This window comes from Cellulophaga sp. (assembly GCF_039943695.1).
Taxonomy (GTDB): Bacteria; Bacteroidota; Bacteroidia; order Flavobacteriales; family Flavobacteriaceae; genus Cellulophaga.
On the sequence record NZ_JBDVAA010000070.1, the window covers coordinates 1 to 12056 of the forward strand.

The window sequence follows — 12056 nt, forward strand, 5'->3', positions numbered from 1 at the left end:
ATCATCTTAATTTTTTTATCCAAATAAACCAGAAGACAAATACCTGTCACCTCTATCACATACAATAGAAACTATGGTTCCACTGTCTAAAGTACTGGCTAATTTTGCAGCAGCAAATGCTGCGCCACCGCTACTGACACCAGCAAAAATGCCTTCTTTTTTAGCTAGTAGTAATGTTGTTTGTTCTGCTTCTTCTTGGCTAACATCTATAATTTTATCAACCTTAGAAGCATCAAATATTTTAGGTAAATATTCTTGTGGCCATTTACGTATACCAGGAATTTTAGCACCCTCTTTAGGTTGTACACCTACAATTTGTATGTCTTTATTTTGTTGTTTTAAATAGGTAGATGTGCCCATTATAGTACCTGTTGTACCCATAGAAGAGACAAAATGTGTAATTTTATTATCAGTATCTCTCCAAATTTCTGGTCCTGTAGATTTGTAATGTGCTTTCCAATTATCATCATTACCAAACTGGTTAAGCATTACAGCCCCTTTTTTAACTTGCTCTTCTGCATAATCTCTAGCACCTAAAATTCCAACACTTGCTGGGGTTAAAGTAACTTTTGCTCCATAAGCGCGCATTGTTTGTATGCGTTCTTTAGTAGACCCTTCAGACAATACAATTTCTATATCCAAATTAAAAATACCAGCAATCATAGCTAGTGCAATACCAGTATTACCACTAGTTGCTTCTACAAGCTTGGTTGTTTTGTCAATATCACCCCTGTCTAAAGCACTTTTTATCATATTATAAGCAGCTCTATCCTTAACACTTCCGCCAGGGTTGTTGCCTTCTAACTTAAAAAGTAATTTAACATTTGGGTTGGTATTTAAAACCTTAGACTCTACTAATGGTGTATTACCAATTAAATCTAGAATACTATGAGACATTTTGTGTAGTTTTTATTTGTATTTCAGATTTGTAAAAAACCTTCGAATTTGCCGGTATAGAGCTTGTAACCCAAGCATTACCACCAATAATTGTATTTTCTCCAATTACAGTATCACCTCCTAAAATAGTTGCGTTTGCATAAATTGTAACATTGTTTTTTATAGTTGGGTGTCTTTTGGTTTGCTTTAAATTTTTAGCAACATATAAAGCCCCAAGTGTAACACCTTGGTATATTTTAACGTGGTCTTCTATAACAGCAGTTTCGCCAATAACAACACCTGTTGCATGGTCTATAAAAAAAGAGTTTCCTATTTTGGCTCCAGGATTAATATCTACACCAGTTAACCTATGTGCATACTCCGTCATTAAACGCGGTACTAAAGGAAAACCAATAGTGTGTAATTCATGTGCCAATCTGTAAATAGCTATGGCATAAAAGCCAGGATAAGCCATATAAACTTCTTCAATAGATAAAGAAGCAGGGTCACAATTTACTATTGCTTCTGCATCTAAATTAAGTTTTTGCAATATACTAGGTATGGTAACAACATATTTGTCCCAAATTTTTTTACAGGGTTTTTCAAGTTGCCAGCAAGCAAGATTTACGAGTTCATCAAATTGTACTTCTAATTGTTCTAAGTTTTCAGCTACTGGTGTCTGCGTATCAAACAAAGTATAAAAAAGTTTTTGTGTAAAAACTTCGGTTTTCTCTTTTAGACTAAAGTTTAAATTGGGTTGTTTTTTATGTAACTCAATCTCTTTAATTACAGATTTTAGTGTCATATGTAATGTATTCAACTATCAAAATTAACTATTATTTCTATAAAAAAACTTTTAAAAACAGTTAACTTTAGCATAAATAATAGATTAGTAAGATTTTTATGAAAAATGATGTAATCTCTAAAAATACATTCAATTTTTTAAATAAGTTGAAAGAAAACAACACTAGAGAGTGGTTTTTAGAGCACAAAGACGAGTTTAAGGTTGAAGAAAATGCGTTTAAAGGATTTATTTCTTCGTTAGCTGAAAAATTGAATGAACACGATGATATTGAAAAATCTAAGGTATTTAGAATTTATAGAGATGTACGTTTCTCTAAAAATAAAACACCATACAAAACACATTTAGCAGGTTCTTTTACTAGGGCAGGAGCGCGTTTACGTGGTGGTTATTATGTACATATAGAGGCCGAAAATAGCTTTATAGCTACAGGATTTTGGGCTCCTAGTAAAGAAGACTTATTTAGAATAAGAAAAGAGTTAGAGCTTGATGCGTCTGAATTTAGAGAAGCAATAGGTTCTAAAAAGTTTAAAGCCGTTTGGGGAGAGTTAGCTGGTGAAGAACTAAAGAGAGCACCTAAAGGCTTTGATGTTGAGCACAGCGATATAGATTTAATACGTAAAAAACAATACATCTTTACCAAAGAATTTACAGATAAAGAGGTATTGTCTGCTAACTTTTTAGATACCGTAAACGAGTCGTTTGCCACTATTAGACCGTTTTTTGATTTAATGAGTGATGTATTAACGACTAATTTAAATGGCGAGTCTATTTTAGACTAAAACAGGCTCATTAAAGTATTGTAATTGATCTTTTAACCTTGTTATAGACATAGACATCATTCTTTTATTAAGCGCAGAAGAGTTAAGAATATAAGTTTCATATTCTTCAACTGTAAATTGCCCTATAATTAAGCCTTTTAAAGCATTTCTAAATTTAATGTCTCTTTGTATGGCATTTTCAATATACTCTAGTCTTTTTTCTAAAGTAAGGTTGTAAAATTTGTTTTTGTGTTTTTTAATGTAGTTTTTAAAAACAAGTAGAATTAAATCGTTTTGCAATTTAAGAATAGGTCTAATTGTTTTGTTCTGAAAAAGTTCGTCATTACTAATTCCTTCTGCTACTTTAGTAGCTTTAATCTCTGGCCTTATGCGTAAGAGATCTGTAGATCTTTGGTTCATAACTAGCATTTTTACTAAAGGTACAACAAGATATTACCCTAAATAAGTTAGGTTAATATAGTTTTTAACTGGTTTATGAACATTTAACAAAAATGTATTAAAATGAAATTTGGAAAAGTTACCAATCCAGAATTATTAAATTTAAAATTACCAAAAGACCATATAGACACTGCAGCTGTTTTAAAAAAAGTAACAGTTAATAGTAATTTAAATATATCTGTTGGGTGCGCTAAGTGGAACAAACAAGATTTAAAAAACTTTTATCCAAAAGGAACAAAAGATGAGCTAAAGTACTATGCATCTCAATTTAATTCTATAGAGTTAAACGCTACTTTTTACAGGATTTTTCCAGCAGAGCAGTATCAAAAATGGTATGACAAAACACCAGAAGACTTTAAGTTTTATCCTAAAATAACTAATGAAGTTAGTCATTTAAATAGGCTAAATAATAATGTTTATCCTATTTTAGATAGGTATTTACAAGCAACATCAACCTTAAAAGAAAAGTTAGGAACTATATTTTTACAATTGCATACTAATTTTGATACTAAAGAATGGGAAAAAGTAGTACAGTTTGAAAAGTATTGGCCCAAGGAATTTAAGTTGGCAATAGAATTTAGACATCCAGACTGGTTTGCAAACAAAACTATAGCACAAGAATTGTACTACTTGTTACAAGAAAATAATATAGCAAATACTATTGTAGATACTGCAGGCCGTAGAGATTTGTTACATATGAGATTAACAAACAATGAAGCTTTTGTACGTTTTGTAGGTGCAAACCATAAGAGCGATTATGATAGGCTAGAGGAGTGGACAACAAGGTTAGAAAACTGGAAAGAAAAAGGGCTTAAAAATATTCACTTTTTTGTACATCAGAATATGGAATTAGAGTCACCATTATTATCGGCTAGTTTTATTGCCAGTTTAAACAAAAAAGTTGACTCTAATTTAAAAATCCCTAAAACTTTGTTAGATAATCGTCTAACTTTATTTTAATACCTAATTTTGTAATCTAAATCGTAATATTATGAGATTTCACAGTAGAAAATGGGTTAAGCCAGGAGATTTAAATGCAAATAAAACACTTTTTGGTGGTAAAGTTTTAGCGTGGGTAGATGAAGAGGCTGCGTTGTATACCATTATACAACTAGAGAATAAGAAAGTGGTAACCAAATATATGTCCGAGATTAATTTTATGAGCTCTGCAACAGAGGGTGACATTGTAGAAATAGGTATTGAGGTTGAAAAATTTGGAGTATCATCTTTAACTTTAAATTGCGAAGTTCGTAATAAAATGACAAGAGAAACTATTTTAACTGTAGACAATATAATTATGGTTAATCTAGGGCCAGATGGTAAACCTAAGCCACACGGAAAAACAAAAATTGAATACGTAAAAGACAGGTTGGCACAGTAACTTTAACAAACATAAATAGCAAGTCCTAGTAGAAATACTAGGACTTTTTTTTTGAAAAAAAGCGAATGTTATTCTTATTAAAATAAGATAAAAAGTCAATAATAACGGTTATTGGTAACTTTCTGTAAGTATTAAACTAACAAATAAGGTTGTTTCACAACATAAAAAGGCATATATGTAACATTTTATTGTTAGTGCCTATGTAATTATTGAGATTTACATTGTAATAAGTCAGTTATTTTAAAGATTTGTTATTTAATAATGTAAAATTTCCTCCAAATTGAAATTGAACGACCTACATACTTCATTATCTAATTTGCAAGAAAAACTAAACAGTTTTTCTTTTAACGAGTTGTCTGTTAAACAAGCAGATGCACTTAGGGGTGTCCTAAATAATTTTAAAAAACTTCTTGTAGAAAAAAATAAGGAGCGCGAGTTTTCTTTAGGTTTTTCAATGCATAATAACACTGCTACTGTACAAGATAGTTTAATATCCAAAGCAAATAATGAAATTAAGCAACCTTTAAATGGCATATTAGACAATACAGAAAAGCTATTAAAAAGTAATTTAACTATGGAACAAGAGAAAATAGTAAAAGACATACAAGCCACCTCTAACACAATGTTAAACGTATCTAAAGATTTATTAGATTTTAAAGATGCAAATGCCGTTAATAGCAATGTTAATGAAAGTATTTCTATAAAGTTTCAGAATGTAGTTAATGATGTTTTGTTTTTGTGTAATACATTAATAACAAATAATAATCTTGTTTTAAATAAGCAAATAGATGCTGCCATACCAGAGGAGTTAATAGGAGATCCTTCAAAATTATCTCAAATACTATTAAATATTGTTGGTAACAGTATACAATCTACTGCTAAAGGTGAAATTTTAGTTACTGCTGCAGTAAAAGAAACGTATGCAGAAACTGTTGTTGTAGAGTTTACTGTAAATGATACCAACGGAACTATTTCTGATAAAAAGGTTCTTGAAATTTTTGATATCTATAGTCAAGATAAGTCTAAATTAGGTTTAGGCTTAAATGTAGCTAAGGAATTAATAGAGTCTCTTAACGGTAAAATAGAAGTATCTAATAGAGAAAATGTTGGTACAACTTTTACTTTTACTATCCCTTTTAAACGACAAATAAAAGCTAATTCTGTAGAAAGTATTAGAGGAATGAATGTTTTGATTTTTGAAGATAATAAGCTAAACCAAAAATTGTTAGAGTTTAAGTTAGATAAATGGAAATGTAAATCTTTTGTTACAGATAGTTGTAGTACAGGATTAGAAATTCTTGAAAACAATATTATAGACATCATTTTAATGGATTTAAGAATGCCAGAAAAAAATGGTGATGAAATAGCAGAAGAAATTAGAAATCATAAAAATATAAGAATAAGCAATACCCCAATTATTGCTGTTACAGCAGATGATGAAATAGAAACAAGTACAGAATTTAATACCTCAAATTTTACTAATTTTTTATTAAAACCCTACACCTCTAATGAGTTACTTAACATTTTATTAGAGCAATTACAAAACAATGCAAATATGGAAACATTAACAAGCAATCATATTAATGATCAAGGAGATGTAAGAAAGCTTAATTTAACACCTGTATTAAATGAATGTATGGGAGATTTGGCAATGCTCCAAGAGCTAGTTAAGTTATTTAAAAATAATGCCTTAGAGTTTATAGGTAAATCAATAGTACACATTAAAAATGAAGATTACGAGGCTTTAAAATTTGCAACTCATAAAATTAAAGCTGGTTTAAAAATGATGAAGGCAGATGCCTTATTTGAAAGTGTTTTACAAATAGAAAATGCAATTAAAGATGATATAGATGTTAAACATCTAAACTTTTTATATAACTGTTTTGTTAGTGAGTACCCTAGTATAGAGCAGCAATTAGATGATGAGTTACTAAGGTTAGCAGAAGAAGTATAAAAAAGATATTATGCAAAAGAGGTTATTGCTAGCAGAGGATGATGAATTACTTTCTTCTCTATTAAAATTTAGATTACAAAAAAGTGGCTATACAGTAGATGTTGTTGTAAATGGTAAAGAAGTTAAAGAATACCTTACAAACAATACTCCAGACCTTATAGTTAGCGATATAATGATGCCTTATATGTCTGGAATAGAGCTTATTGATTATGTTAGAAATACATTAAACTCTATGCTTCCCATTATTATTATATCATCTGCAGGTAATGAAGAAAATGTTTTAAATGCTTTTGAAATGGGGGCAAACGACTTTTTATCAAAACCAGTCAGTCCACCAGAATTATTAATTCGTGTAGCAAGAGTATTAAAAAGAATACCTGTTTAGTAAATGAATAAAGCCAATCATATATTTATGAATATAGCACCAAAAATTGGTGTTGATTTGTTATGGATATTGGCTATTGTTTTTGCCATTGTAGCAGCTATATACATAGCAATTACTTTTTATGCTAAAAATAATATTACTCTTGGTTTAAAATATAAAAAAATAAAGAAGAAAGAGCTAGGTCCTATAGTAAGCGAATTTCTCTTTTTTGATGAAAAAACAGCAACGTTAGAGGATAAAAACAATTACGTACGTCTTAAAATTAAAATAAGACAAATGCTAAAAAACAAGCGTAATAGAACTGTTTTTTCTGAAGTATTAGTAGAGTTGAGTCAAGATTTATCTGGAGAAACATTAAAATCTTTACATAGTTTATATAAAAATTTAGGTTTAGATAAGGATGCGCTACAAAAGCTTAAAAGCTGGCGTTGGCATACAATATCTCAAGGTATTGTAGAGCTTACACAAATGAAAGTAACAGACTCATATGAGCAAATTACAAGGTTTGTTAACGGTAGTAGAGGAGTAATTCGTAAACAATCTGTAATAGCAATTGTTTCCTTAAAAGATGAAGGTATTAATTATTTTTTAGATACTACTCAGCATAAAATATCAGAATGGCAACAGTTAAAATTATTAGAGATTCTTCAGAACAAAAAAAATTATAATCCTCCTAGATTTAAAAACTGGTTGTTTTCTAAAAATACAGATACGGTACTTTTTGCATTACGCTTAGTAAAACATTATGACCAGAGTGATGCTAATGATTCTATTGTACAATTAATTAGACATAAAAACAGTCAAATTAGACAAGTAGCCATACAATGCGTTAGTGAATTTAACTTGGTGGAAGCAAGAGAATCTCTTAAAAAAGTATTTAATAGTAGTACCAACGATAGTAAATTATTAATAATTGAAGCGTTAGAAAACCTTGGTTTTCAAGAAGATGTTCAGTTTTTAAATACAATAGAAGACCGTACAGAAGTTTTTGCTGTTAAAAATAAAGCATTAGTAGCTATTAATAGCTTATTACCAGATAATCATTTAGAGTTAGAAGGGCTAGAAGAAATGGCTACAACAACAATACCCGTTGTAGATACTAAAACAATTAACCCATTAGAGGTAACAGTAACTCCAAGAACTGAGGTAGAAAAAGATTTAGCTTCTGTAATAGACCAGTTAACAGACAATACAGATGATTTAGCAATTGTTAATGATGTTAGTGAAGAAGACGAGGATAAGGAAGAACTTATGACTTTTGCTCTAGAAGATACTATAGAAGTTGTTACACAAGTAGCTCCTATGGATGATGATAAACATTTAGAGTTTGTTAGGTTTTTAGAAGCTAAAAAAGATGTATCTGATGAAGAAATTGATAATGCAGTTTATTTTAATTTAAGTGAGCCTAAAGAAGTTAAAGAACAAACATCTAAGTCTTTAGGATTAGAGTCACAAACTGTTTTTAAAAGTTTATATGACGGTTGTGATACCGAAGCTAAACTTATATTATTGGATGAAATAGGTGCTCTAGGAGATCAAAAAGAATTGAATTTTGTAAAAACGCTATTAAACGATAAAGAACAAGAAATTAGCAAAAAAGCAATAGCTGTTAAGGCTGCAATTGAAAATAGATTAGAAAAGATTGCTAAAGAAGATGCAATAGAAGAAAGTTTTAATGAGTTAAACACATCTACAACAGAAAATAATGTTGTTACTCTACAACCTACAATAGATACCTCTTTTAAAAAAACAACTACCAATATAGTATTACCAGAAGAAAAAAAGCTTAAACCTTTAGAATTTTGTTTTTTACAAGAAGAGGAAGAAAAACCAACTAAAGGGTTTAGTTATTTAGATATTGACTTTTTATTATCTGAAGAATTTTACAAAGATAATAGCAACTAACATCCAGTCAAAAACTTGACATTATATGTTTCAGAGTGATTTTTTTACTATTCTAGTAGATTATATAAACGTTATTTTTTTAATGTTTACTATGATTTTATTCTCTGGATACACAGTAATGGGGTATTTAGCAACTAAACACACATTACATTACCGTAGAAAAAATAGCTTTGGAGACTTATCTAAAGTTATGGCATCACCTTTAGCACCTAGTATTACAATAATAGCTCCTGCTTATAATGAAGGAATGAATATTGTAGAAAATGTAAGGTCTTTATTGTCTTTAAACTATGTAGATTATGAGGTAATGGTTGTTAATGATGGAAGCAAGGACGATACTTTAGAAAAAATGATTAATGCCTATGATCTTGTTAAAATTGAACAAGAAATAGATCCTAATTGGCAGTCCAAGCCAATAAGAGGAATTTATAAATCTAAGCAAAAGGCATTTCATAAATTAACAGTAATAGATAAGGAAAACGGAGGCAAGTCAGATGCTTTAAATACAGGAATGCAACTATCTAACAATAGGTATGTTGGCTGTATAGATGTAGATTGTTTATTGCTACCTGATGCGTTACTACACGTTGTAAAATCATTTTTTCAAAGATCAGGAAAAAGAGTTATTGCTGTAGGCGGAGTTATACGTGTTGCTAATTCATGTATAATAGATGGTGGTGAGTTAGAAGAAGTAAGGTTACCAAAAAACTGGTTAGCTAAATTTCAACTTTTAGAATACACAAGGTCTTTTATTTTGGGTCGTATGGCTTGGGGTAGTATAGATAGTTTACTAATTATTTCTGGTGCTTTTGGTTTTTTTGATAGAGAAATAGCCTTGGCAGCTGGTGGTTATGATACCAACACCGTGGGTGAAGATATGGAGATTGTTTTTAGAATGCGTAGATATATGCATGAGAGAGATCTACCGTACACAGTAGAATACATTCCAGATCCTTTATGTTGGACAGAAGTTCCTGAAGAAGTAAAAATATTTGTAAACCAAAGAGATAGGTGGTCTAGAGGAAATTTAGAAACGTTAACTAAGCATAAGGATATGTTTTTTAATCCTAAGTATGGGCGCTTAGGTATGCTAAGTTATCCTTATTGGTTTTTTTACGAGTGGTTGGCTCCTTTGTTAGAGTTTTTTGGGTTTTTATCTATTATACTATTTTATTATTTGGGAATTTTAAATTTTCAATTTTTCATTGCTATTACAGCGGCAGTATTTTCATTCTCTGTAATGTTTTCCTTCTTTGCTATATTTTGGGAGGTTTATGCTTATAATCAATACAAAACAAAAGATATTTTGGTTTTAATGGTATTTGCCATTTTAGAACCTTTTATTTTTCATCCCTTAGTTACCTACTCGGCGGTTAGAGGTAATTATAAAAAACTTTTTAAAATAAAGTCGGGTTGGGGTACAATTACACGTAAAGGGTTTACAAAGGCTGCTTAGTATGAGTATTACTACACTAAATACAAATCCAGATTTATCCTTAAAGCACTACACAAGGTTATTAATTGCATTTGCTTGTGTGTTGTTAATTTTGTCTTTATACCAATATATTGTGCTTTACAATAGAGGTATAATTAGCAGTGTTTTTAGTATTAGTTTTTTACTAAGTATTACTCATCATATTGGTTTTGCTGCATTTGTTGGCTTGCTACTGGTGGCGCCTTACTATTACTTAGAAAAATCTAAGTATTCTAGAGGCTACAGATTTACATTTTTTATTTTAATTATTTTACTAGCCTTAGAGTGTTTTTTAGTTTTATATTTTACAAGAGCATATATACCCTTAGGAGCTAACGTATTAAATTATGGTTTTTTAGATTTAAAAACAGCAATAAACAGTAATGTTGTAGTTCCATTTCTTTTTTTATTAATGTTTATCATAATAGTTTTATTGTTTTATGGCTTGTATTTAATTACATCAAAATACTACCATTATGTAAATAAAATGTTTCCATTCACCTTTTTTTTACTTACCGTTTTTGTAGCGTCTATGTTTATGTCTGGGCAACCAATAAACCAAAATAAGACCCAATACTTAGCTGTAAATTTATTTGAAAACTTTATGGAGGATGATAGTTACTTTGATAATAAAAATAATCCGCCTTATCCTTTACTAAAAACAGCAAAAAACGATTATAGCTTAGGAGGTAATTTTAATTTATCAACCAAAAAACCAAATATTGTAATAGTAATGGTAAATGGTTTGGGTAAGGATTTTGTTGGTAAAGAATCTGTTTATAATGGATTTACACCTTTTTTAGATTCGTTAGCGCAAAAATCTCTTTACTGGAAAAATTGTTTTAGTACAACAGCAAAAAGTTTTGGTGCTTTACCAGCTATTATAGGCTCTTTACCTTATGGTAAGCAGGGTTTTATGAGTATTCCTAAACCTATAAACCGTTTAACACTATTTGGTGTTTTAAAAAATAATGGATATGCCACAGCCTATTTACAAGGTACAAATAGCTCTTTTAATAATGTAGATAATTTTTTACAACAAGAGCAATTAGACTTAGTTATAGATCGCAGCTATTTTGGTGCAAAATATATGCTTTCTCCCAAAGATAAAGCTGGCGAATCTATAGGTTATCCAGACAAGGAGTTATTTAAAAAGAGTTTTAATACTCCCAGAAATAATAATAAACCAAAATTAGAGGTGTATTTAACAACTTCATTAAAAGAGCCTTTTTTAATACCTAATAAGTCTAATTTTATAGATAAAGTAACAAATATATTAGCAAGGTCTAAGGCATCAGAACATATAAAAAAGCAGCAGAACAATAATAAAGACGTTATGGCTAGTATTTTATATACAGATACTTCATTAAAATACTTTATAGAGTCATATAAAAATAAAGAAGAATTTAAAAATACCATATTTATAATTACAGGAACACATAGGTTATTAGAGTTACCAATAAATAATGAGTTGTCAAAGTATAACGTACCATTATTAATATATAGTCCAATGTTAATGGCACCAAAAAAAATAGAATCTATTACATCTCATTTAGATATTACCCCTTCTTTAATTGGCCTAATGGTTAATAAATACAAAATAAGTGTGCCAAAAAAAGTAGCTTGGTTGGGAGAGACTTTACCTTTACATACTACATTTAAAGCCAACAGAAACGTGCCTTTAATGCGCGCTAAAAACCAAATAGAGGAATATTTATATCAAAATTATTTTTATTCTTCAGGAACAACTTTTAAGGTTGATAACAATCTAAACCTAACACAAAGTGAAAACGATAGTGTATATGCAGCCCTTAAAAGGTTTAGGTCTATAAATGCTTACGTAACAAAATACGATAAACTTTTACCACAGAATTTAGCTGTTTTTAATATTAAAAACATTGTATTTACTGAAGAGGATAAAATATGGATTAACAGTGTTTTAAACGGGCAAAGTTTTGATAGTGCTTATAAAACGGCACAAAAAATGGCTTTTAATGGTAAAACTGAAGACGCTTTACGCTTGTGTAACTACATTATACAAGAAATTCCTAGACATATT

Annotated in this window: 11 protein-coding genes; 8 read left to right on the plus strand and 3 right to left on the minus strand. The window is 29.7% G+C overall.

The window, feature by feature from the left end:
- Window positions 1-15 precede the first annotated feature (15 nt).
- Complete coding sequence (cysM, locus tag ABJD66_RS05265; RefSeq protein WP_348129007.1) at window positions 16-897, minus strand: cysteine synthase CysM; 882 nt, start codon at window positions 895-897, stop codon at window positions 16-18.
- Window positions 887-1681, minus strand: coding sequence for a serine O-acetyltransferase (locus ABJD66_RS05270; protein ID WP_100895918.1), 795 nt, complete (start codon window positions 1679-1681; stop codon window positions 887-889). Before ABJD66_RS05270 ends, cysM begins: the two co-directional genes overlap by 11 nt.
- A gap of 98 nt (window positions 1682-1779) precedes the next feature.
- Here ABJD66_RS05270 and ABJD66_RS05275 point away from each other — a divergent pair, with 98 nt between their 5' ends.
- Window positions 1780-2460 (plus strand): DUF2461 domain-containing protein, encoded by a 681-nt coding sequence (locus ABJD66_RS05275; protein WP_348129010.1) that lies wholly within the window; start codon window positions 1780-1782, stop codon window positions 2458-2460.
- Here the strand turns inward: ABJD66_RS05275 and ABJD66_RS05280 are convergent.
- A complete protein-coding gene (locus ABJD66_RS05280) occupies window positions 2452-2859 on the minus strand; it encodes a glyoxalase (protein ID WP_100895920.1) in 408 nt (135 codons plus the stop codon). The two genes, ABJD66_RS05275 and ABJD66_RS05280, sit on opposite strands and share 9 nt — an antisense overlap.
- Window positions 2860-2961: 102 nt before the next feature.
- Between ABJD66_RS05280 and ABJD66_RS05285 the strand changes: the two genes are divergently transcribed.
- The 7 genes from ABJD66_RS05285 to ABJD66_RS05315 all read left to right on the plus strand — a co-directional run.
- A complete protein-coding gene (locus ABJD66_RS05285) occupies window positions 2962-3858 on the plus strand; it encodes a DUF72 domain-containing protein (RefSeq protein WP_348129013.1) in 897 nt (298 codons plus the stop codon).
- Between the two features lie 31 nt (window positions 3859-3889).
- Window positions 3890-4279 (plus strand): hotdog domain-containing protein, encoded by a 390-nt coding sequence (locus tag ABJD66_RS05290; protein WP_072302246.1) that lies wholly within the window; start codon window positions 3890-3892, stop codon window positions 4277-4279.
- 280 nt (window positions 4280-4559) lie between these two features.
- On the plus strand, window positions 4560-6233 hold the full coding sequence (locus ABJD66_RS05295; protein WP_348129018.1) for a response regulator: 1674 nt from the start codon (window positions 4560-4562) through the stop codon (window positions 6231-6233).
- A 10-nt stretch (window positions 6234-6243) separates the two neighbouring features.
- Complete coding sequence (locus ABJD66_RS05300) at window positions 6244-6618, plus strand: response regulator transcription factor (protein ID WP_348129021.1); 375 nt, start codon at window positions 6244-6246, stop codon at window positions 6616-6618.
- Between the two features lie 3 nt (window positions 6619-6621).
- Window positions 6622-8523, plus strand: a complete 1902-nt coding sequence (locus ABJD66_RS05305) for a HEAT repeat domain-containing protein (protein ID WP_348129024.1) — start codon at window positions 6622-6624, stop codon at window positions 8521-8523.
- A 25-nt stretch (window positions 8524-8548) separates the two neighbouring features.
- The gene (locus ABJD66_RS05310) at window positions 8549-9979 is read left to right on the plus strand and encodes a glycosyltransferase (protein WP_348129026.1); all 1431 of its coding nucleotides are present in this window, start codon (window positions 8549-8551) and stop codon (window positions 9977-9979) included.
- A 1-nt stretch (window position 9980) separates the two neighbouring features.
- Window positions 9981-12056 (plus strand): sulfatase-like hydrolase/transferase (locus tag ABJD66_RS05315; RefSeq protein WP_348129029.1); only part of this gene is annotated, 2076 nt, incomplete at its 3' end.

Excerpts from the sequence above, each read along its gene's own strand:
- ABJD66_RS05305 (WP_348129024.1), top strand. The coding sequence starts at position 6,622 with ATGAATAAAGCCAATCATATATTTATGAATATAGCACCAAAAATTGGT.
- ABJD66_RS05280 (WP_100895920.1), bottom strand. The coding sequence starts at position 2,859 with ATGAACCAAAGATCTACAGATCTCTTACGCATAAGGCCAGAGATTAAA.
- ABJD66_RS05290 (WP_072302246.1), top strand. The coding sequence starts at position 3,890 with ATGAGATTTCACAGTAGAAAATGGGTTAAGCCAGGAGATTTAAATGCA.
- ABJD66_RS05300 (WP_348129021.1), top strand. The coding sequence starts at position 6,244 with ATGCAAAAGAGGTTATTGCTAGCAGAGGATGATGAATTACTTTCTTCT.
- ABJD66_RS05275 (WP_348129010.1), top strand. The coding sequence starts at position 1,780 with ATGAAAAATGATGTAATCTCTAAAAATACATTCAATTTTTTAAATAAG.
- ABJD66_RS05310 (WP_348129026.1), top strand. The coding sequence starts at position 8,549 with ATGTTTCAGAGTGATTTTTTTACTATTCTAGTAGATTATATAAACGTT.
- ABJD66_RS05270 (WP_100895918.1), bottom strand. The coding sequence starts at position 1,681 with ATGACACTAAAATCTGTAATTAAAGAGATTGAGTTACATAAAAAACAA.
- cysM (WP_348129007.1), bottom strand. The coding sequence starts at position 897 with ATGTCTCATAGTATTCTAGATTTAATTGGTAATACACCATTAGTAGAG.
- ABJD66_RS05285 (WP_348129013.1), top strand. The coding sequence starts at position 2,962 with ATGAAATTTGGAAAAGTTACCAATCCAGAATTATTAAATTTAAAATTA.